Annotated in this window: 21 protein-coding genes; 6 read left to right on the top strand and 15 right to left on the bottom strand. The window is 56.0% G+C overall.

Annotated features, from left to right (window positions below; all coding sequences use genetic code 11):
• The first annotated feature begins 52 nt into the window (after positions 1-52).
• On the top strand, positions 53-1,693 hold the full coding sequence (locus tag ACOTXC_RS17640) for a dihydroxyacetone kinase subunit DhaK (RefSeq protein WP_276349606.1): 1,641 nt from the start codon (positions 53-55) through the stop codon (positions 1,691-1,693).
• A gap of 43 nt (positions 1,694-1,736) precedes the next feature.
• On the opposite strand, the gene ahr is transcribed toward ACOTXC_RS17640, so the two are convergent.
• The 5 genes from ahr to pepA all read right to left on the bottom strand — a co-directional run bounded on the left by ahr (position 1,737) and on the right by pepA (position 8,395).
• Positions 1,737-2,756, bottom strand: coding sequence for an NADPH-dependent aldehyde reductase Ahr (ahr, locus tag ACOTXC_RS17635; protein WP_022649538.1), 1,020 nt, complete (start codon positions 2,754-2,756; stop codon positions 1,737-1,739).
• An 83-nt stretch (positions 2,757-2,839) separates the two neighbouring features.
• On the bottom strand, positions 2,840-3,343 hold the full coding sequence (locus ACOTXC_RS17630) for a GNAT family N-acetyltransferase (protein WP_003861887.1): 504 nt from the start codon (positions 3,341-3,343) through the stop codon (positions 2,840-2,842).
• A gap of 123 nt (positions 3,344-3,466) precedes the next feature.
• Entirely contained in the window at positions 3,467-6,322 is a 2,856-nt protein-coding gene (locus tag ACOTXC_RS17625; protein WP_063150255.1) for a valine--tRNA ligase, read from the bottom strand.
• A complete protein-coding gene (holC, locus tag ACOTXC_RS17620) occupies positions 6,322-6,765 on the bottom strand; it encodes a DNA polymerase III subunit chi (RefSeq protein ID WP_003861884.1) in 444 nt (147 codons plus the stop codon). Before holC ends, ACOTXC_RS17625 begins: the two co-directional genes overlap by 1 nt.
• Before the next feature lie 118 nt (positions 6,766-6,883).
• Positions 6,884-8,395: a leucyl aminopeptidase gene (gene pepA, locus ACOTXC_RS17615; protein ID WP_003861882.1), complete on the bottom strand. Its 1,512-nt coding sequence runs from the start codon at positions 8,393-8,395 to the stop codon at positions 6,884-6,886.
• 265 nt (positions 8,396-8,660) lie between these two features.
• Between pepA and lptF the strand changes: the two genes are divergently transcribed.
• The 5 genes from lptF to mtgA all read left to right on the top strand — a co-directional run bounded on the left by lptF (position 8,661) and on the right by mtgA (position 14,922).
• Positions 8,661-9,761, top strand: coding sequence for an LPS export ABC transporter permease LptF (gene lptF, locus ACOTXC_RS17610; RefSeq protein WP_023307066.1), 1,101 nt, complete (start codon positions 8,661-8,663; stop codon positions 9,759-9,761).
• Positions 9,761-10,843, top strand: coding sequence for an LPS export ABC transporter permease LptG (lptG, locus tag ACOTXC_RS17605; protein ID WP_022649534.1), 1,083 nt, complete (start codon positions 9,761-9,763; stop codon positions 10,841-10,843). The genes lptF and lptG overlap by 1 nt, the downstream gene beginning before the upstream one ends.
• Before the next feature lie 137 nt (positions 10,844-10,980).
• Positions 10,981-13,314, top strand: coding sequence for an aerobic respiration two-component sensor histidine kinase ArcB (gene arcB, locus ACOTXC_RS17600; protein ID WP_058646872.1), 2,334 nt, complete (start codon positions 10,981-10,983; stop codon positions 13,312-13,314).
• A 232-nt stretch (positions 13,315-13,546) separates the two neighbouring features.
• The gene (gene elbB, locus ACOTXC_RS17595; RefSeq protein ID WP_421767863.1) at positions 13,547-14,200 is read left to right on the top strand and encodes an isoprenoid biosynthesis glyoxalase ElbB; all 654 of its coding nucleotides are present in this window, start codon (positions 13,547-13,549) and stop codon (positions 14,198-14,200) included.
• Complete coding sequence (mtgA, locus tag ACOTXC_RS17590; protein ID WP_023298721.1) at positions 14,197-14,922, top strand: monofunctional biosynthetic peptidoglycan transglycosylase; 726 nt, start codon at positions 14,197-14,199, stop codon at positions 14,920-14,922. The genes elbB and mtgA overlap by 4 nt, the downstream gene beginning before the upstream one ends.
• A 39-nt stretch (positions 14,923-14,961) precedes the next feature.
• Here mtgA and npr read toward each other — a convergent pair whose 3' ends face one another.
• The 10 genes from npr to kdsD all read right to left on the bottom strand — a co-directional run bounded on the left by npr (position 14,962) and on the right by kdsD (position 21,890).
• Positions 14,962-15,234: a PTS phosphocarrier protein NPr gene (npr, locus tag ACOTXC_RS17585; RefSeq protein ID WP_003861872.1), complete on the bottom strand. Its 273-nt coding sequence runs from the start codon at positions 15,232-15,234 to the stop codon at positions 14,962-14,964.
• Positions 15,231-16,085 (bottom strand): RNase adapter RapZ, encoded by an 855-nt coding sequence (gene rapZ / locus ACOTXC_RS17580; protein ID WP_003861870.1) that lies wholly within the window; start codon positions 16,083-16,085, stop codon positions 15,231-15,233. Before rapZ ends, npr begins: the two co-directional genes overlap by 4 nt.
• Positions 16,086-16,130: 45 nt before the next feature.
• Complete coding sequence (ptsN, locus tag ACOTXC_RS17575) at positions 16,131-16,622, bottom strand: PTS IIA-like nitrogen regulatory protein PtsN (RefSeq protein ID WP_003861869.1); 492 nt, start codon at positions 16,620-16,622, stop codon at positions 16,131-16,133.
• 82 nt (positions 16,623-16,704) lie between these two features.
• Positions 16,705-16,992, bottom strand: coding sequence for a ribosome hibernation promoting factor (gene hpf / locus ACOTXC_RS17570; protein ID WP_014171818.1), 288 nt, complete (start codon positions 16,990-16,992; stop codon positions 16,705-16,707).
• 22 nt (positions 16,993-17,014) lie between these two features.
• Complete coding sequence (gene rpoN, locus ACOTXC_RS17565; protein WP_022649530.1) at positions 17,015-18,448, bottom strand: RNA polymerase factor sigma-54; 1,434 nt, start codon at positions 18,446-18,448, stop codon at positions 17,015-17,017.
• 47 nt (positions 18,449-18,495) lie between these two features.
• Positions 18,496-19,221, bottom strand: a complete 726-nt coding sequence (lptB, locus tag ACOTXC_RS17560; protein WP_003861862.1) for an LPS export ABC transporter ATP-binding protein — start codon at positions 19,219-19,221, stop codon at positions 18,496-18,498.
• A gap of 6 nt (positions 19,222-19,227) precedes the next feature.
• Positions 19,228-19,782: a lipopolysaccharide ABC transporter substrate-binding protein LptA gene (gene lptA, locus ACOTXC_RS17555; RefSeq protein ID WP_006812136.1), complete on the bottom strand. Its 555-nt coding sequence runs from the start codon at positions 19,780-19,782 to the stop codon at positions 19,228-19,230.
• Positions 19,751-20,326, bottom strand: coding sequence for an LPS export ABC transporter periplasmic protein LptC (gene lptC, locus ACOTXC_RS17550; RefSeq protein ID WP_015571983.1), 576 nt, complete (start codon positions 20,324-20,326; stop codon positions 19,751-19,753). The genes lptA and lptC overlap by 32 nt, the downstream gene beginning before the upstream one ends.
• Positions 20,323-20,889: a 3-deoxy-manno-octulosonate-8-phosphatase KdsC gene (gene kdsC, locus ACOTXC_RS17545; RefSeq protein ID WP_193131700.1), complete on the bottom strand. Its 567-nt coding sequence runs from the start codon at positions 20,887-20,889 to the stop codon at positions 20,323-20,325. The genes lptC and kdsC overlap by 4 nt, the downstream gene beginning before the upstream one ends.
• 14 nt (positions 20,890-20,903) lie before the next feature.
• Positions 20,904-21,890 carry an arabinose-5-phosphate isomerase KdsD gene (gene kdsD, locus ACOTXC_RS17540; protein WP_003861853.1) on the bottom strand — a complete coding sequence of 329 codons (987 nt, stop codon included), beginning with the start codon at positions 21,888-21,890 and terminating at the stop codon, positions 20,904-20,906.
• Positions 21,891-21,896 lie beyond the last annotated feature (6 nt).

Raw genomic sequence — 21,896 nt, 5'->3', positions numbered from 1 at the left:
TATCCAGTGCGGACTATGCTTTTGCATACGGTAAACAAAATTTTGGGAAACTATGTCCAGATTCTTTTTTAACGACCGCAAACAGCTTGTCAACGATGCCATTGAAGGCATACTTCTCTCCGCGCCGCACGGTAATCTCGTCAAACTGGATATCGATCCGGCCATCCGCGTGGTGGCACGCGGCGACTGGGATAAAAGCCGCGTGGCGGTGATCTCCGGTGGCGGCTCCGGCCATGAACCGGCACATGCCGGGTTCGTCGGTAAAGGCATGCTTACCGCAGCGGTGTGTGGCGATTTGTTCGCCTCCCCAAGCGTGGATGCGGTCCTCAATGCCATTGTGGCGGTGACGGGCGATCGTGGCTGCCTGCTGATTGTGAAAAACTACACCGGCGACCGGCTTAACTTTGGCCTGGCAGCGGAAAAAGCCAAACGCTACGGCCTGAAGGTGGAGATGGTTATCGTCGCGGATGATATTGCCCTGCCGGATAACAAGCAGCCGCGTGGTATCGCGGGAACGGCGCTGGTGCATAAGATTGCGGGATATGCGGCAGAGCAGGGGAAATCGCTAAACGACGTGCGGGATATAGCGCAACAGGCCTGCGATAACCTCTGGAGCCTGGGCGTGGCGATGCAAACGTGCAACCTGCCGGGCAGCGATGATGAAGAGGGGCGCATAAAACAAGGCCATGTCGAGCTGGGTTTGGGCATTCACGGCGAGCCGGGAGCTTCCGTCGTGGATACGCAAAACAGCAAAGCCATTATCGACACGCTGGTGACGCCGTTACGCGCGCAGGCGGGGGACGGGCGCTTTGCGGTGCTGATCAACAACCTCGGCGGCGTGTCAGCGCTGGAGATGGCTCTGCTCACCAAAGAGCTGGCGCATTCGGCGCTGAAAGAGAACATTGCGTATCTGATTGGCCCGGCGCCGCTGGTGAGTGCGCTGGATATGAAAGGGTTTTCGCTAACGCTGTTAAAGCTCAGCGATTTCTTCGAGAAGGCGATACACGCCGAGGTCGAGACGCTGGGCTGGCAGAAGCCCGTCGCGTTCGCGCCCCTGCGTACCGTCCCCCATAGCGCCCTTCATGACCGCGTGGAATATACCCCATCGGACAATCCGCAGGTGAGCGAGGCCGTCGCTTCGGTAACGAAGACATTGATCCAGCTGGAAAACCGCCTCAACGCGCTGGATGCCAAAGTAGGCGATGGCGATACGGGCTCCACCTTTGCGCAAGGGGCGCGGGATATTGCGCAGCGACTTGAGGAGAACAACCTGCCCCTTAACGACGTGCCGACATTACTCCTGCTGGTGGGGGAGCGGCTGGCTACGGTAATGGGCGGGTCGAGCGGGGTGCTGATGTCGATCTTCTTCACGGCGGCAGGACAAAAGCTTCACGATGGACAGCCGCTACCAGAAGCATTGTTGAGCGGACTGGCACAGATGAAGCAGTATGGCGGGGCCGATCTTGGGGATCGCACGCTGATCGACGCCCTGCAACCGGCGCTGGAGGCGTTAAGGGATGGCGATCTGCGGACGGCGGCGCAGGCTGCGCAGCAGGGTGCCGAAGCAACGGCGAAAATGGCGAAAGCCGGCGCGGGACGCTCGTCGTATGTCAATAAAGAGAACCTGGATGGGGTGATGGATCCGGGAGCGGTCGCGGTGGGGGAAGTACTTAACGTATTGGCGCGGCAGTGAAAGTAGGCCGGGTCAGGCGAAGCCACCACCCGGCAAACTCACATCAGAAATCCGCTTTCAACACTACGCGGTAGCGGGCTTTACCGTCACGCACGTGCTGGATCGCTTCGTTGATTTTTGACATCGGGTACAGCTCGGTGGTCGGCGCCACTTTTGTGCGTCCGGCAAACTTCATCAGCTTGCGTAACTCATATGGCGTGCCGGTAGCAGATCCGGATACGCTGCGATCGCCGCCGATCAGGGTAAACGCCGGAACCGGCAGCGGCTTCATCACCGCACCCACGGTGTGGAAGTTACCACCGTAGGCCAGGGCCTCAAAGTACGGCTGCCAGTCGAGATCGACGTTGACGGTGTTGATGATCAGGTCAAACTGACCTGCCAGAGCGGTGAGCGCCTCGGGATCGCGACTGTTCACCACTTTATCCGCACCCATCGCCAGCACTTCCTGCTCTTTCGCCGGGTTCGAGCTGAACGCTGTCACTTCACAGCCCATCGCGTGCAGCAGTTTGATGGCAATATGCCCCAGCCCGCCAATACCGATCACGCCCACGCGGCTGGTGGCAGTTACGTGATGCATCAGCAGCGGTTTAAATACGGTGATACCGCCACACAGTAGCGGACCTGCTGATTCAATATCAATGCTGTCCGGCAGCGGGATAACCCATTGCCAGTCGGCGCGTAGTTTATCGGCGAAACCACCCTTGTTCAGGATGGTCGGCGTAGCGCCCTCAAGGCAGTTGATCTGGTTACCGCTAATACAGGCGTCGCAGTGGCCGCAGCTGCGTGCCGTCCAGCCGATACCCACGCGCTGGCCCACTTTCAGCCCTTTGTCCTGCGCGGCGCTGCCGAGCGCCACGACGCGGCCAATGACTTCGTGCCCGGCAACCAGCGGATAGCTGGAAAAGCCCCATTCATTGTCGATCATCGAGAGGTCTGAATGGCAGATCCCGCAGTAATCCACCTGTACTTCGACGTCTTCCGCTTTTAGTTCGCCCGCATCGTACTCGTACAGCTCAAGTTCTGCACCCGCCTGCGGTGCGGCGTAGCTTTTTATCTTCGACATCGCGTTTCCCCTGTTTTGGTGTGAACTGTGAGTGTAGAGCATTCAGTTTACAGACGCTTAACAGAAGACGGCAGGAACGAAACTTACAGACTTTTCAGCATCCTGACTTCGCAGTCCACGTGGCCCGTGCAGCCCAGTGGGGCATCGATATGCTCAAAGCCCAGATGCTCATACAGGCCAATGGCCTCTTTAAGGAAAGCGGTGGTTTCAAGGTAGCAACGTTTAAAGCCCTGTGAGCGTGCATGTTCCAGGGCGACCAGCGCCAGCTTTTTCGCCAGGCCTTGTCCGCGTATCGTTGGCAGGAAATACATTTTCTGGAGTTCACAGATATCCGGCTCGCTGCAGAGCAGGGGGGCAATGCCGCCGCCGCCCACGACCTGGCCGTCCTGCTCGATGACCCAATAGGCATGGCCCGGCTGGCTGTACAGCTGAAAAAGTTCGTCCAGATTGGGATCGGCCACGGTGTAGCCTTTGTCGGCGGTCAGGCCATATTCGGCCGATACCGTGCGGATAACGGCGGCGATAGCCGGGTTGTCCTGCTCAGTGATCCGACGCATTGTCGTCGCGACGGGGGTAATCACGCTCATAGCATTACTCATGACAAAAATTGACACACAACTGCTGTTAATAGCACCGCAGAAAGGGGAGTGCAAGCGAGGAGTTTTCAGGAAGGATACCCCTTACGCCCTGAAGCGTAAGGGGTAAAAGCATTACAGGGCTGCGATAACCGCCTGCTGCTCGATCAGTTTGGTCTTCGCATCGGCGAAGGCAACCAGACGCTCACGCTCTTTGGCGATGACCGCTTCCGGCGCGCGGGCCACAAAGCCTTCGTTCGCCAGTTTGCTTTCGATTTTGCCGATTTCCACGTCGACTTTCGCCACTTCTTTCGCCAGACGAGCCAGCTCAGCGTCTTTGTCGATCAGGCCCGCCATCGGGATCAACAGCTCCGCGCCGTCGATAATTTTGGTCACGGAAACCGGACCTTTATCATCGGCAGGCAGCACGGTGATGCTTTCCAGACGCGCCATGGTTTTCAGGAAGGTATTGTTCTCGGTGACGCGACGAACGGCAGCTTCGCTGCAACCGCGCAGCAGCAGCTCCAGTGGTTTACCCGGAGCGATGTTCATTTCCGCGCGGATGTTACGTACCGCAACGATCGCCTGTTTCAGCCACTCGGTATCCGCAGACGCGGCTTCATCCACTTTCGCGGCGTCGAATGCCGGGAACGGCTGGAGCATGATGGTATCGGCGTTTATACCGGCAATTACCTTCACGCGCTGCCAGATGGTTTCGGTGATGAACGGAATGATCGGGTGCGCAAGGCGCAGCAGACCTTCCAGAACGGTAATCAGCGTATTACGCGTACCGCGCAGCTCCGCCTCAGTGCCGCCGTTCATGACCGGCTTCGCCAGCTCCAGATACCAGTCACAGAACTGGTTCCAGGTGAATTCGTACAGGATGCCTGCCGCGATGTCGAAGCGGTAGCTGTCCAGCGCGTCGCGGAACGCTTTCACCGTCTGGTTAAATTCCGCCAGGATCCAGCGGTCTGCCAGAGACAGGGTCATTTCGCCGCCGTTAAAGCCGCAATCCTGATCTTCGGTGTTCATCAACACGAAGCGGCTGGCGTTCCACAGCTTGTTACAGAAGTTACGGTAACCTTCGAGACGCTTCATATCCCAGTTGATGTCACGACCGGTGGAGGCCAGCGCCGCCAGGGTGAAGCGCAGGGCGTCGGTACCGTGAGATTCGATCCCGTTCGGGAACTGCTTCTCGGTACGCTTGCGGATTTTCTCCGCCAGCTGCGGCTGCATCATGTTGCCGGTACGTTTTTCCAGCAGCTCTTCCAGAGAGATACCATCAACCATGTCCAGCGGGTCGATAACGTTACCCTTGGATTTGGACATCTTCTGGCCTTCGTCGTCGCGGATCAGGCCGGTCATGTAAACGGTATGGAACGGAACCTGCGGCTTGCCATCTTCGTCTTTGATGAAGTGCATGGTCATCATGATCATGCGGGCGATCCAGAAGAAGATGATGTCGAAGCCGGAGACCATCACGCTGGTTGGGTGGAACTGACGCAGCGCGTCGGTATTTTCCGGCCAGCCGAGGGTCGAGAAGGTCCACAGCGCGGAGGAGAACCAGGTATCCAGCACGTCTTCGTCCTGGCGCAGCGCAACGTCAGCGCCCAGGTTGTTTTCCTGACGCACTTCCTCTTCGGTGCGGCCAACGTAGACGTTGCCTTCATTGTCGTACCACGCCGGGATACGGTGACCCCACCACAGCTGACGGGAGATACACCAGTCCTGAATATCGCGCATCCAGGAGAAGTACATGTTTTCGTACTGCTTCGGCACGAACTGAATGCTGCCGTTCTCAACCGCTTCCACAGCCGGTTTCGCCAGCACGTCGGCACGCACGTACCACTGGTCGGTCAGCATTGGCTCGATAACCACGCCGCCACGGTCGCCGTACGGCACGGTCAGATCGTGAGGTTTAATCTCTTCCAGCAGGCCGAGCGCGTCCACGGCGGCTACGACGGCTTTACGCGCGGCAAAGCGCTCCAGCTTCTGGAACTCAGCCGGGATGTCGCTGGAATAAACGTCGGATTCGTTGCCTTTGGTGTCGTACACTTCTGCGCTTTCGCGGATATCGCCGTCGAAGGTCAGAATGTTGATCATCGGAAGTTGATGACGACGACCGACTTCATAGTCGTTAAAGTCGTGTGCCGGGGTAATTTTCACGCAGCCGGTGCCTTTTTCCATGTCGGCGTGTTCGTCGCCCACAATCGGAATACGGCGGTTCACCAGCGGCAGCACCACAAATTTGCCGATCAGATCTTTATAGCGCGGATCTTCCGGGTTAACGGCCACGCCGGTATCGCCCAGCAGGGTTTCCGGACGGGTGGTCGCCACCACCAGGTAATCTTTACCGTCTGCGGTTTTTGCACCGTCGGCCAGCGGGTAGCGGATGTGCCACATGGAGCCTTTAGACTCGCGGTTTTCCACTTCCAGGTCAGAGATGGCGGTACGCAGTTTCGGGTCCCAGTTGACCAGGCGTTTGCCACGGTAAATCAGGTCTTCTTTGTACAGGCGCACGAAGACTTCTTTCACGGCGTTGGACAGGCCTTCGTCCATGGTGAAGCGCTCACGCTCCCAGTCCACGGAGTTGCCGAGACGGCGCATCTGACGGGTAATAGTGCCGCCGGATTCCGCTTTCCACTGCCAGATTTTGTCGATAAACGCGTCGCGACCGTAGTCGTGGCGGGTTTTACCCTCTTCAGCGGCAATTTTACGCTCAACCACCATCTGGGTCGCGATACCCGCGTGGTCAGTCCCCGCCTGCCACAGGGTGTTTTTACCCTGCATACGCTGGTAGCGGATCATGGTATCCATGATGGTCTGCTGGAAAGCATGCCCCATATGCAAACTGCCGGTGACGTTCGGCGGCGGGATCATGATGCAGAAGGACTCTTTGCTTTCGTCGCCGTTAGGCTTGAAATAGCCCTGCTGTTCCCAGTGCTCGTAAAGCGGCTGTTCGATATCGCGTGGGTTATATGTCTTTTCCATTATTTCCAGGTTGCCGTATTCAGGTTAAAACCGGCCAGGCGGTACGCTTTGTAGCGTTCGCGCGCCAGCTGTTTCAAAGATTCTTCGTAAGGGACAAAGTCTACCACTTCTGTGAAAGCGGTGGCAAAATCTGCAAAGTCTGTCCGCAGGCTAATGAGAATGTCGCGCGCGCTGCTGTTGCGTTTTTGCGGCCAGGCAATCTCCACCGGTGCCCCGCCGCGTGGACCTTCGCCCGACAGGTTATGCGGAACAAAACTCTCCGGCGGGCGCGCCCATAGCGCTTCATCCAGACGAATCGCCTGCTGCTCATCTTCACAGGCAATCAGGACGCGTTTACCTGCGCGCCAACGTTCTGCGGCAATTTCACACACCAGTTGTTCAACGGCGCTGAGGCCATCCTGATGGGTGTCATTGTCCAGAAGGTAGAACGTTGCATTCTTCATATATGGGGTTTCTTGTCGTGGATTTAAATGCAAAGCCGGGTGGCGCTACGCTTACCCGGCCTACGGTTGAGTGACGTTGTAGGCCGGGTAAGGCGAAGCCGCTACCCGGCGTTTTTCATCACTCGTCGCCGTTAAAACCCGCGCGATTGAGCAGGAACTGCGACAGCAGCGCCACCGGACGTCCGGTCGCGCCTTTGGCTTTACCGGAGCGCCATGCGGTCCCCGCAATGTCCAGGTGCGCCCAGTTGTACTTGCGGGTGAAGCGCGCCAGGAAGCAGCCTGCGGTAATTGCGCCGCCAGGACGACCACCAATGTTCGCCATGTCCGCGAAGTTAGACTCCAGCTGTTCCTGGAACTCGTCCCCCAGCGGCAGACGCCATGCGCGGTCGCCAGCCTGCTCGGACGCGCCGATCAGCTCATGCGCCAGCGGATTGTGGTTCGACATCAGGCCGGTGATGTGATGCCCCAGCGCAATCACGCAGGCGCCGGTCAGGGTAGCTACGTCGATAACCGCTTCAGGTTCGAAACGCTCAACGTAGGTCAGCACGTCGCACAGCACCAGACGGCCTTCGGCGTCGGTGTTCAGCACTTCAACGGTCTGGCCGGACATGGTAGTCAGCACATCACCCGGGCGATAAGCGCGGCCGCCAGGCATGTTTTCGCAGCCCGCCAGCACGCCGATCACGTTGATGGGCAACTGAAGTTCCGCGACCATGCGCATGACGCCGTAAACCGCCGCCGCGCCACACATGTCGTACTTCATCTCATCCATGCCTTCTGAAGGCTTGATGGAGATACCGCCGGAGTCGAAGGTCAGCCCTTTGCCAACGAGTACGATCGGACGCGCGTCTTCAGACGGATTGCCTTTGTATTCGATGACCGACATCAGGGATTCGTTCTGGGAGCCGTTACCGACCGCCAGATAAGAGTGCATCCCCAGCTCTTTCATCTGCTGTTCGCCGATAACGCGGGTGATGACGTTCTTGCTGTAGGCGTCAGCCAGCTGGCGCGCCTGTGACGCCAGGTACGCGGCGTTACAGATGTTTGGCGGCATATTGCCAAGATCTTTTGCCGCTTTAATACCGGCAGCAATCGCCAGACCGTGCTGAATGGCGCGCTCGCCGCTGGTCAACTCGCGACGGGTTGGCACGTTAAAGACCATTTTACGCAGCGGGCGACGCGGCTCGCTTTTGGTGGTCTTCAACTGATCAAAGCTGTAGAGGCTCTCTTTTGCGGTTTCGACGGCCTGGCGTACTTTCCAGTACGTGTTGCGGCCCTTAACGTGCAGCTCCGTGAGGAAGCAGACGGCTTCCATCGAACCAGTATCATTCAGTGTATTAATGGTCTTCTGAATAACCTGCTTGTACTGGCGCTCATCAAGCTCACGTTCTTTACCGCAGCCAATCAGCAGAATACGCTCGGACAGGACGTTCGGAACGTGGTGCAGCAACAGGGTCTGCCCTGGTTTGCCTTCCAGTTCGCCACGGCGCAGCAGGGCGCTGATATAGCCGTCGCTGATTTTATCGAGTTGCTCGGCGATCGGGGAGAGTCGGCGTGGTTCAAAGACGCCCACAACGATGCAGGCACTCCGCTGTTTCTCCGGGCTACCGCTTTTTACACTGAACTCCATGCACTACGCTCCTGAATCTTAAAGACAACGGCGGCGGCTACGGATAGAATTGAAACCTTTCGTAACTCATGTCCGCCGTTGTGGTGACTTCGTGTTAATCTTACGTTACTACGGTTTCGACACGTCAATAAATGTCATGAAGCGCGAATCCGCCGGGTTTTTTAATCTTAGCGATGATTTCGACGACTCAAGAGAATAAATGACGTTTAAGCCATGAAACAAGCTAAATTCCTGCATAAGACGAGTTTTAACGGGCGTATTTAAAGTGATAATCATAAGATATCTGGTTCGGGAGACGCTGAAGAGCCAACTGGCGATCCTCTTTATCCTCCTTCTGATCTTTTTCTGTCAGAAGCTGGTCAGGATCCTCGGCGCGGCAGTTGATGGCGAAATCCCAACGAATCTGGTGCTTTCCCTGCTCGGGCTTGGCGTGCCGGAAATGGCGCAGCTTATCCTGCCGTTAAGCCTGTTCCTTGGTCTGCTGATGACCCTGGGTAAGCTCTATACCGAAAGTGAAATTACCGTGATGCATGCCTGCGGCCTCAGTAAGGCCGTACTGGTAAAGGCAGCCATGGTGCTGGCGCTGTTTACGGGCATTGTTGCCGCGGTTAACGTCATGTGGGCGGGGCCGACCTCGTCCCGTCATCAGGATGAGGTGCTGGCGGAAGCAAAAGCTAACCCGGGGCTGGCGGCGCTGGCGCAGGGGCAGTTCCAGCAGGCGACCGACGGTAACTCCGTGCTGTTTATCGAAAGCGTCGATGGCAGCCGCTTCAATGACGTGTTTCTTGCTCAACTGCGCCCGAAAGGTAACGCTCGCCCTTCTGTGGTAGTGGCGGACTCCGGTCAGCTGGCGCAGCGTAAAGACGGCTCTCAGGTTGTCACGCTGAACAAAGGAACGCGTTTCGAAGGCACGGCTATGCTGCGTGACTTCCGTATCACCGATTTCCAGAACTACCAGGCCATCATTGGTCACCAGGCCGTCGCGCTCGATCCAACGGATACTGAGCAGATGGATATGCGCACCTTAATGAATACTGATACCGATCGTGCGCGTGCTGAACTGCACTGGCGTATCACGCTGGTATTCACCGTATTTATGATGGCGCTGATGGTAGTGCCGCTGAGCGTGGTGAACCCGCGTCAGGGCCGCGTGCTGTCGATGCTGCCAGCGATGCTGCTGTATCTGGTGTTCTTCCTGCTGCAAACCTCAATCAAGTCTAACGGCGGGAAAGGTAAAATTGACCCGATGATCTGGACCTGGGTCGTGAATGGTTTGTATCTGCTGCTGGCAGTCGGACTCAACTTGTGGGACACGGTGCCTGTGCGTCGTCTTCGTGCCCGGTTTACGCGTAAAGGAGCCATCTAATGCAGGCGTTTGGCGTACTTGACCGCTATATCGGTAAAACAATTTTTACCACCATCATGATGACCCTGTTCATGCTGGTGTCGCTCTCGGGCATTATCAAATTTGTCGACCAGCTGAAAAAAGCCGGGCAGGGGAGTTACGACGCGTTGGGCGCCGGGATGTACACCCTGCTCAGCGTACCAAAAGATGTACAGATCTTCTTCCCGATGGCGGCCCTGCTGGGTGCGCTGCTGGGCCTGGGGATGCTGGCTCAGCGTAGCGAACTGGTGGTGATGCAGGCATCGGGCTTTACCCGTATGCAGGTTGCGCTGTCGGTGATGAAAACCGCGATCCCGCTGGTGCTGCTGACCATGGCGATCGGCGAATGGGTCGCGCCGCAGGGCGAACAGATGGCGCGTAACTACCGTGCTCAGGCGATGTACGGCGGTTCTCTGCTCTCCACGCAGCAGGGATTATGGGCGAAAGATGGCCAGAACTTCGTCTATATCGAACGCGTGAAAGGGGATGACGAGCTGGGTGGCGTGAGTATCTATGCTTTCAATAACGATCGTCGTTTGCAGTCAGTGCGTTATGCCGCCTCTGCTAAATTTGATGCAAACAACAAGCTGTGGCGGTTATCCCAGGTTGATGAATCTGACCTGACTAACCCGAAACAGATCACCGGTTCGCAGACCGTTAGCGGTACCTGGAAAACCGACCTGACGCCGGACAAGCTCGGCGTCGTGGCGCTTGACCCCGATGCGCTCTCCATCAGCGGTCTGCATAACTACGTGAAGTATCTGAAATCGAGCGGGCAGGATGCGGGGCGTTACCAGCTCAACATGTGGAGCAAAATCTTCCAGCCGCTGTCCGTGGCGGTGATGATGCTGATGGCGCTGTCGTTCATCTTTGGACCGCTACGTAGCGTGCCGATGGGGGTTCGCGTGGTAACAGGTATCAGCTTTGGTTTCGTGTTCTACGTCCTCGATCAGATTTTTGGTCCGCTGACGCTGGTGTATGGCATTCCGCCAATTATCGGCGCGCTGTTGCCGAGCGCCAGTTTCTTCCTGATCAGCCTCTGGATGCTGCTAAAACGCTCCTGATAAACCTTCTTCCTCGCTCCCGCTTGCCCGGGGGCGAGGCTAATCTCCTGTTTCACGCCGCACTTTTTCTCACAACCTTCAACGCCTCGCCGTGAATTTGAGTATTATTGAGCGATAAAGTCGTGAAGGGATCCTCTATGAAGCAAATTCGAATGCTGGCCCAGTACTACGTCGACCTGATGATGAAGCTCGGGCTGGTGCGTTTTTCCATGCTGCTGGCGCTGGCGCTGGTCGTTCTGGCCATCGTCGTGCAAATGGCCGTGACCATGGTTCTGCATGGTCAGGTCGAGAGCATCGACGTGATCCGCTCTATTTTCTTTGGCCTGCTGATCACCCCATGGGCGGTCTATTTCCTCTCCGTGGTGGTTGAGCAGCTGGAAGAGTCCCGACAGCGTTTATCGAAACTGGTGGATAAGCTGGAAGAGATGCGCGAGCGCGATCTTAAACTCAACGTTCAGCTCAAGGACAACATTGCCCAGCTGAATCAGGAAATTTCAGACCGTGAGAAGGCGGAAGCCGAGCGTCAGACCACGCTGGAGCAGCTGAAAATTGAGATGAAAGAGCGTGAGGTCACGCAGATCCAGCTTGAACAGCAATCCTCTTTCCTGCGCTCGTTCCTCGATGCGTCGCCGGATCTGGTGTTCTACCGTAATGAAGATAAAGAGTTCTCCGGCTGTAACCGGGCCATGGAATTGTTGACCGGGAAAAGCGAAAAGCAGCTGATACACCTGAAACCTCAGGATGTCTATTCCGAAGAGGCGGCGGCAAAAGTGATGGAGACAGATGAAAAGGTCTTCCGTCATAACGTCTCGTTGACCTATGAGCAGTGGCTGGATTATCCCGACGGGCGCAAAGCCTGCTTTGAAATCCGCAAAGTGCCTTATTACGATCGGGTGGGTAAACGTCATGGTCTGATGGGCTTTGGCCGTGATATCACCGAGCGTAAGCGATATCAGGATGCGCTGGAGCGCGCCAGCCGGGATAAAACAACCTTCATCTCCACCATCAGCCATGAGCTTCGTACGCCGCTAAACGGTATCGTGGGGCTGAGCCGTATTCTGCTGGATACCGACCTGACCAGCGAGCAGGAAAAATACCTCAAAACGATCCACGTTTCGGCGGTCACGCTGGGCAATATCTTCAATGATATTATCGACATGGATAAGATGGAGCGCCGTAAGGTTCAGCTCGACAACCAGCCGGTTGATTTTACCGGCTTCCTCGCGGACCTGGAGAACCTGTCAGGTTTGCAGGCCCAGCAGAAAGGGTTGAGCTTCGTGATGGAACCGACGCTGCCGCTGCCGCATAAAGTGGTGACGGACGGCACGCGTCTGCGTCAGATCCTGTGGAATCTCATCAGCAACGCCGTGAAGTTTACCCAGAAGGGACGGGTTGCGGTGCGCATTCGCTATGATGAGGGGGACATGCTGCACTTTGAAGTTGAGGACTCGGGTATCGGCATTCCTCAGGATGAGCAGGATAAGATCTTCGCCATGTATTATCAGGTTAAAGACAGCCACGGCGGTAAACCGGCGACCGGCACGGGCATTGGCCTGGCGGTGTCGAAACGTCTGGCGAAAAGTATGGGTGGGGATATCACCGTTGCCAGCCAGCCGGGTAAAGGCTCCACCTTTACGCTTACCGTCCACGCCCCTGCTGTTGCTGAAGAAGTGGAAGATACGTTTGAGAACGATGATATGCCGCTTCCAGCCCTGCACGTCCTGCTGGTTGAAGATATTGAGCTGAACGTCATTGTCGCCCGGTCGGTACTGGAAAAACTCGGTAACAGCGTGGATGTCGCGATGACCGGCAAAGCCGCGCTGGAGATGTTCACGCCGGGCGAGTACGACCTGGTGCTGCTCGATATTCAGCTACCGGACATGACCGGGCTGGATATCTCCCGCGAGCTGACGCACAAATATGCTCCTGACGAGCTGCCGCCGCTGGTTGCGTTGACCGCAAACGTGTTGAAAGATAAAAAAGAGTACCTCGAGGCCGGTATGGACGACGTGCTCAGCAAGCCGCTGGCAGTACCTGCCCTGACGGCGATGATCAAGAAGTTCTGGGATACCTGTGATGAAGAGGAGAGCACCATGACGTCTGTTGATAGCGCTAAAACCCAAACGATACTGGATACCGCCATGCTGGAGCAGTATATCGATCTGGTGGGACCCAAACTGATCACCGATGGCCTGGCCGTGTTCGAAAAAATGATGCCGGGCTATCTGAACGTGCTCGAATCCAACCTGACGGCGCGTGACCAGAAGGGCATCGTCGAAGAGGGACATAAAATCAAAGGCGCAGCTGGTTCAGTCGGGTTACGCCATCTCCAGCAGCTGGGCCAACAGATTCAGTCGCCTGATTTACCTGCCTGGGAAGATAACGTAGGTGATTGGGTTGAAGAGATGAAACAAGAGTGGCAAAACGATGTGGCAGTGCTGAAAGCCTGGGTAGAATCCCGAAAAAAATGACCCCGGCTATACCGGGGTGCGCGAATACTGCGCCAACACCAGGGAAATCGTGGCTGCGCCTGATTTTTATGGGTTGTTTTCGCATGGACGCCGCCTGAAAATTAAGGCCGCACGCAGATAAGATAGCAAATCTTAAACAGTTTGTTACATGAATCAGTGAAATGTGTGAAGCATAGCGTTTTAATCAGAATTTTTAATGTGCTTCAGCGAGTTGCATAGAAGGATCGTCAGAATGAAGAAAGTGGGTGTCGTGCTGAGCGGATGTGGCGTTTACGATGGTTCAGAGATACATGAAACCGTATTAACGCTGCTGGCATTATCGCGCCAGGGGGCCGACGTTATCTGCTTCGCTCCGGATAAAACGCAGGCAGACGTGGTTAATCATCTTACCGGCGAGCCAATGGCGGAAAGCCGTAACGTGCTGATTGAAGCGGCGCGTATTGTGCGCGGGGATATTCATCCGCTGGTACAGGCCGATGCTGCTGAGCTAGATGCGCTCATCGTGCCGGGCGGCTTTGGCGCGGCGAAAAACCTGAGCACGTTTGCATCGCAAGGCGCGGCGTGTCAGGTCGAGCCCGACTTAAAAGCGCTATCGCTGGCGATGCATGCGGCAGGTAAGCCGCAGGGCTTTATCTGCATTGCGCCAGCCATGCTGCCGAAGATTTTTGATTTCCCGCTGCGGCTCACGATCGGAACCGACATTGATACTGCTGAAATTGTCGAAGATATGGGCGGCGAACATGTGCCATGTCCGGTAGACGACATTGTGGTGGATGAGGACAATAAAATCGTCACCACGCCGGCGTATATGCTGGCGCAGAACATTGCCGAGGCTGCTGCAGGCATTGAAAAGCTGGTGGACAGAGTGCTGGTTCTTACCGAATGAGCCGTAAATTATCCCCTGGCGGGTGGTTAAAACGGATCCTGCTGCGTATTGTGCTGGTCCTGGCCGTTTTTTGGGGCGGAGGCATTGCGCTGTTCAGCATCCTGCCCGTCCCGTTCTCGGCCGTGATGGCAGAGCGGCAGATTAGCGCCTGGCTCTCGGGTGATTTTGGCTATGTTGCCCACTCAGACTGGGTCGGCATGGATGAAATCTCCCCGTGGATGGGGCTGGCGGTCATTGCGGCAGAAGATCAGAAATTCCCGGAGCACTGGGGTTTTGACGTGGCGGCTATCGAGAAGGCGCTGGATCATAATGAACGTCATGAAAACCGCGTCCGCGGTGCGTCGACGCTTTCCCAGCAGACGGTAAAAAACCTGTTCTTATGGGACGGTCGCAGCTGGGTGAGAAAAGGGCTGGAGGCCGGGCTGACGCTGGGCGTCGAGACGGTGTGGAGCAAAAAACGCATTTTGACTGTTTACCTGAATATCGCGGAGTTTGGTGACGGCGTGTTTGGCGTCGAAGCGGCATCGCAGCGCTATTTTGGCAAGCCCGCCAGCAGGCTGACTATGTCCGAAGCGGCACTGCTTGCCGCCGTGCTGCCGAACCCGCTGCGTTTTAAGGCCAGCGCGCCGTCAGGCTACGTGCGAAGCCGCCAGGCGTGGATTATGCGCCAGATGCGTCAGCTGGGTGGGGAAGGGTTTATGGAGCGAAATAATCTTATGTAAAGCGGGTAAGCGCAGCGCTACCCGCCGACGTGGCGAACGTTAATCTTCGTCAAACCCGGCGTTAAACAGGGCAATCACTGCCGCCAGCGCTTCTTCTTCCTGCGGGCCGGTGGCTTCAACTTCAATCTGGCGGCCTTTGGCAGAATCCAGCATCAGCAGCGCAATCACGCTGTTGGCTTCTGCCTCGGTTCCCTCATCGTTGCGCAGCAGCACCTCAGCATCAAAACCCTGCATCAGTTCAAACAGCTTCATCGCCGGGCGCGCATGCATGCCCAGCTTATTGGTGATTTCGACGGTCTGTTTTACGGTCATGTTTTGCGTTTTTCCAGCGTGCGATGACGGGACTGAACGTTCTTCCCGCGTGAGCGGAAGTAATCGGCCAGCTGTTCGGCAATGTAGACCGAACGATGTTTACCGCCGGTACAGCCAATCGCCACCGTCAGGTAGCTACGATTGTTTGTCTCCAGCATAGGTAACCATAGCTCAAGGTAGCTTCGCGTCTGGTAGATAAAATTGTGTACTTCTGTGTGTCGGTCGAGGAACGCCGCCACCGGCTTATCCAGACCGGTCATCGGACGCAGTTTCGGATCCCAGTGTGGGTTCGGCAGGAAACGCACATCAAAAACGTAATCCGCATCGATAGGGATACCGTGCTTAAAGCCGAAGGATTCAAACACCATCGTCAGTTCGCGCTCGCGCTTGCCGAGTAAGCGAGTACGCAGCATTTCCGCCAGCTCGTGGACGGACATTTCTGAAGTGTCGACAATCAGGTCGGCCCGGGAACGCAGCGGCTCAAGCAGATCGCTCTCTTTATCGATGGCGCTTTCCAGCGAAAGATTTTTACTCGAGAGCGGATGCAAACGACGTGTATCGCTGTAACGGCGGATCAGCGTGTTGCGGTCAGCATCCAGGAACAAGAGCTGAGGCGAGAAGCATTCCGGCAGGCTGTTCATTGCCTGCTCGAAGATTTCCGGCGATTCCGGCATGTTACGCACGTCAATACTGACGGCGGCAGAGATTTGTCTGTCCGCCAGCGTCCGCGCCAGATCGGGTAACAGCACTACCGGCAGGTTATCTACGCAGTAAAATCCCATGTCTTCCAGCGCGCGCAGGGCCACGGACTTCCCGGACCCCGAACGACCGCTGACGATCATCAGCACCATGTTCCGTTTCTCCTCAGGGCAGCCGTTCTGAAGGCCCTTTCCCGATTATGCCTCATCCTGATTGCCTTCTGCTTCAGTGATAATTTGATAAAGCTCTTCATCACTTTGAGCTGAGCGCAGTCGACGACAAATGGTTTTATCCGCCAGACGTTTGGCAACCAGCGACAGCGTGTGCAGGTGGGTTTTGGTCTGATCGGCAGGAACCAGCAGCGCGAAGAGCAGATCCACAGGCTGGTTATCGATGGCGTCAAAAGCGATAGGCGTTTCCAGTTGCACAAACACCCCCACGGCACGCAGCGTATCTTCTTCCAGCTTGCCATGCGGGATCGCAATGCCATTGCCGATGCCGGTACTGCCCATTTTTTCACGGGTCAGAATGGCTTCAAACACGATCTGCGGCGGCAGACCCAGCTGTTTTGCGGCCAGCTCACTGATGATTTCCAGCGCACGTTTTTTGCTCTGGCAGTGAACGCCACTGCGGGTACAATCCTGGTTAAGGACATTGCTCAGTTGAAGAGCGGAATCGTTGTTTATCATAATTTCACCTAAGCGCTAACTGTACAAATGGCCTGTTGTGTTTCACAACAGGCCGTCCTGCACCCGTTAACTGCCCGGACAATTAGTGTTGTTTCAGTTTATCTTTATGTTTATTGAGCTGTCTCGCAAGCTTATCAATCAAGCCGTCGATAGCCGCGTACATGTCTTGCCCTTCCGCACTGGCATGAAGTTCCCCTCCGTTGACGTGCAGGGTCGCATCCGAGATATGCGTCACTTTCTCCACTTTCAACACAACATAGACCTGGTTGATCCTCTCGAAATACTGCTCGAGTTTCGCGAACTTAGCGTTTACAAAATCGCGTAAAGCCTCAGTAATTTCGACGTTATGTCCGGTGATATTGAGCTGCATAGTGTCTTCCTTATCGGTTGTGTCAAACCAGTTGTTTACGCTGGTTAGACGGCGGAATGGATAAAGACTCTCGATACTTCGCGACAGTACGGCGTGCCACCATAATACCCTGATCGGACAGCATGGTGGTTAACTTACTGTCACTGAGTGGCTTCGCGGGGTTCTCCGCGGCGATCAACTTCTTCACCAGTGCGCGAATAGCTGTTGACGAGGCTTCGCCGCCGCCTTCGGTGTTCACGTGGCTGGAGAAGAAATACTTAAGCTCAAAAATACCGCGTGGGCTGTGCAGATACTTCTGCGTGGTCACGCGGGAAATGGTTGATTCATGCATCTCGACGGCCTGGGCGATGTCCGCCAGCACCATCGGTTTCATAAACTCTTCGCCCTGCTCAAAGAATGCCTGCTGCTGTTCGACAATACAGCGGCTGACGCGCAGCAGCGTGTCATTACGGCTTTCCAGACTCTTAATCAACCAGCGTGCTTCCTGAAGGTTGCTGCGAATGTATTGATTATCAGCGTCGTTACGGGCGCTGGTGCACATGGAGGCGTATTGCTGGTTGATTTGCAGGCGAGGAATGCTGTCGGCGTTCAGTTCAACGACCCAGCGGCCATTGTGTTTTCTCACCAGCACATCAGGAATAACGTATTCCGGTTCGCTGGTCTGGATAGATTGCCCCGGACGCGGATCGAGTGACTGGATCAGATTCACCGCTTCCTTCAGCACCTCTTCTTTGAGGCGCGTGACGCGCATCAGGGTGCGGAAGTCGTGATTTGCCAGCAAATCCAGATGCTCGCTGATGATGAGCCGGGCTTCATCAATCCACGGTGTCTCTTTGGCAAACTGCGAAAGCTGGATCAGAAGGCAGTCGCGCAGATCTTTCGCGGCGACGCCAATCGGGTCGAAACGCTGAACGCGTTTCAGGACGGCTTCGATCTCTTCCAGTTCAATCTCGTCATCGCCGATGCTTTCCAGAATCTCGTCCAGCGTCACGGTCAAATAGCCCGTGTCGTCAACGGCATCGACAATCGAGGTGGCAATGGCGCGATCGGTATCGGAGAAAGGCGTCAGCTCCACCTGCCACATCAGGTAGTCCTGAAGCGACTGGGTAGTTTCGCCCTGGTAGACCGGGAGTTCATCGTCCTGGTAATCTGCACGCGTCCCGGAAGGGGTACCCGCGGTGTAGATTTCATCCCAGCTGGCATCCAGCGGCAGTTCCTCCGGCATCTCTTTCTGTTCGAGCGCATCTACGGAGTCGAGCGTTTCTGTGTCCTGCGTCTGCTGAGCGTCTACCTCGTCATGAAGATCGGTTTGCTCCAGCAGCGGATTGCTGTCCAGCGCCTGCTGGAGCTCCTGCTGGAGTTCTAACGTGGACAGCTGCAACAGACGGATTGCCTGCTGGAGCTGCGGCGTCATGGCCAGTTGCTGGCTGAGCCGTAATTGCAAACCTTGCTTCATGTTCAGAGCGTTTTTCTCCGGTTCGGCGTGACTTAACCTCTACCCTATCAGAGTCTGAAGTCTTCCCCAAGGTACACGCGCTTAACATGCTCATCTTCGAGGATTTGCTGCGGCGTACCGTGGGCAATCAGATGGCCCTGGCTCACTATGTAGGCGCGCTCACACACGGCCAGCGTTTCACGAACGTTGTGGTCCGTGATCAGCACGCCAAGCCCGCTGTCGCGCAGGTGCTCAATAATACGTTTGATATCGATAACGGAGATGGGGTCAACGCCCGCAAACGGTTCATCCAGGAGGATAAATTTCGGGTTTGCTGCCAGCGCGCGCGCAATCTCAACGCGGCGGCGTTCACCACCGGACAGCGCCTGACCGAGGCTGTCACGCAGATGTTCAATATGAAACTCTTCCATCAGCTCGTTCGCACGGTCAGTGCGCTGCTCGCTGGTCAGATCGTCACGGATCTGGAGCACGGCCATCAGGTTGTCGAACACGCTTAAGCGGCGGAAGATAGAGGCTTCCTGCGGCAGATAGCCGATGCCACGACGCGCGCGGGCATGCAGTGGCAGCAGACTGATATCTTCATCATCGATGATGATGTTGCCGGCGTCACGCGGGACGATGCCCACCACCATGTAGAAAGTCGTGGTTTTACCCGCCCCGTTAGGGCCAAGCAAACCCACGATTTCGCCGGAGTTGACGGTCAGACTGACATCTTCGACGACGCGGCGGCCCTTATACGCTTTCGCGAGGTTTTTTGCTGTTAAAGTTGCCATAACGAATTAGTTACTCTTTTTCTGTGCCGGAGCCTGGCCGTTGTTCTTGTCCTGCAATTGCGAAGGCACAAGAACGGTCGTGACGCGTTTGCCTTTTTCACTGGAGGCCTGCATTTTCTGCTCTTTCACCAGATAAGTGATCTTGTCGCCTTTGATATTGCTGTCCAGCTGTTCCAGGTAAGCATTACCGGTCAGGATGACCAGATCCTTCGCCAGTTCATAGTGCATATGCGAGGCATGGCCTTTCACCGGCTTGCCGTTGTCCTGCATCTGGTAGAAGGTGGCCGGGTTGCCATAACCATCGATAATCTCTTTGCCCTGCTCGCCGCCCGGTCGGGTAACGACCACTTTGTCGGCGTTGATTTTGATGGTGCCCTGGGTCATGACCACGTTGCCGGTAAAGGTGACGACGTTACCCTGCATATCCAGAGACTGGGTATCGGATTCAATATGAATCGGCTGTTCGGTGTCGCCAGTCACAGCAAGCGCGGGAAGACTGGCCGCCAGCAGCGCGCTGGCGATAACAACTTTAAGGCTGAGTTTGTTTGTTTTGAATTTCATAGGAGGTTCTAACCTTTTCAATCAGCTCGGCGTTTTTGCTGCGTAAGTTCCCGCGCATTCTTAAACCGCTGGAATTAAATGTTGTGCCATACAGGGTGACTAAATCCTGCGACGTGACATCCTGGGTGACCAGGTTGATCTGGGCGTTATCCGTCGTAATTTTTCGCAGTTGCGCGTCAGCGGTCAGGGCGTTGACTTCAACGTGACCATACAGGTAAAGCATACGGTCATTTGTCAGTTTTGCCCGGTCAGACTTGATAGACCACGTCGGCACTTTGTCCGTATCAAAGGTGGTCATGACCGGTTGGGTAAACCACGAAGTACCGTCATCTGAAAAATATTCTACATGCTGAGCAACGAGGCGATAGTTCAGCGCACCTTCCGGGCTATAGACCACGGTGTCGCTGTGATCGCTTTTATAGGTCGGGTCGCTCGTGTTAACCACTTCCGCTTGCGTATCATCGCGGTCAGCGAGGTTTACGCCAATCAGTACCAGGGCGACAAGCGCAAGCAGAATGATAACCCAACGTCTGGTTTTACTCATATCGATTGCCCTTTCGCCTCATCAAGCTTGCCCTGCGCCAGCAGAAGCAGATCGCAGACTTCACGGACGGCGCCGCGGCCACCGTGAATATGGGTAACGTAATCAGCACGCGGGATCAGCAGCGGGTGCGCGTCAGCCACGGCGATGCTCAGACCCACCTCCACCATGACTGGCCAGTCGATCAAATCATCCCCGACGTATGCCACATTCTCTGGTGCAATGGCCAGTTTTCCCAACAGATCCCGGAAGGCTACCATCTTATCAGACTGCCCCTGATAGAGATGGGTAATGCCCAGCGTTTCACACCGATCCTCTACCAGTTTAGCTTTCCGCCCGGTTATGATTGCAACTTCAATACCGGACGTGAGCGCACAGCGGATACCGTAACCGTCGCGAACGTTAAAGGCTTTCAGCTCTTCGCCGTTATTGCCCATATAAATCAGACCGTCGGAGAGCACACCATCCACATCGAGGATCAGCAGGCGGATATTTTCCGCCTTTGCCATCATGTGGGCGCTCACCGGGCCATAACAGGTTGCAAGGGATGCACCCGCATTACTCATTGTCTTATCCTTCATTACACTACGCCAGCGCGCAGCAGATCATGCATATGTACCACACCCAGCAGTTGGTCGCCATCGGCAACCATCACTGAGGTAATATGACGGGACTGCATCAGGTTCAGTACATCTACCGCCAGCGTGCCCGGACGGACGCGGATCCCGCCTGGTGTCATTACATCAGCGATGCCCAGCGTTCGGACATCCACACCCATATCGAATACCCGGCGCAGGTCGCCGTCGGTGAAAATGCCCTGAATTTTCATCAGATCGTCGCAGATAACCGTCATGCCCAGGTTTTTACGGGTAATCTCCAGTAACGCGTCGCGCAAAGAGGCCTCTTTGCTGACGTGCGGGATCTCATCCCCGGTGTGCATAATATCGTTGACCCGCAGCAGCAGTTTGCGCCCGAGCGCGCCGCCGGGGTGAGACAGGGCGAAATCTTCTGGCGTAAAACCGCGGGCTTCCAGCAGCGCAACGGCAAGGGCATCGCCCATCACCAGCGCGGCGGTTGTGCTGGAGGTCGGCGCCAGCCCCAGCGGGCAGGCTTCTTTCGGCACCTTCACGCACAGGTGAATATCTGCCGCACGCGCCATGCTGCTTTCCGGGCGGCTGGTCATGCAAATCAGCGGTACGTGCAGACGCTTCAGCACCGGGATCAACGCCAGGATTTCATTCGATTCCCCGGAGTTGGACAGCGCAATAACCACGTCCTGCGGCGTAACCATGCCGAGGTCACCGTGCGCGGCTTCACCGGGATGAACGAAGAATGACGACGTGCCGGTACTGGCAAAGGTCGCCGCCATTTTGCGCCCGATATGGCCGGATTTGCCCATCCCCATCACCACGACTTTACCGGCGCAGTAGAACATCTTCTCACAGGCCAGACTAAAATCCTGATTAATGTACTGATCTAACTGCGCCAGACCTTCACGTTCAATCTCCAGAACGTCTTTGCCTGCTTTCTGAAAGTCAAAACCCGGCTGCAATTCTATTTGCGACATAATGCG

The sequence above is a fragment of the Enterobacter cloacae complex sp. IR5428 genome (assembly GCF_049238585.1).
GTDB lineage: Bacteria > Pseudomonadota > Gammaproteobacteria > Enterobacterales > Enterobacteriaceae > Enterobacter > Enterobacter intestinihominis.
The sequence above is the reverse complement of the archived record's forward strand: the minus strand, read 5'-3'. Positions and strand labels throughout refer to the sequence as shown.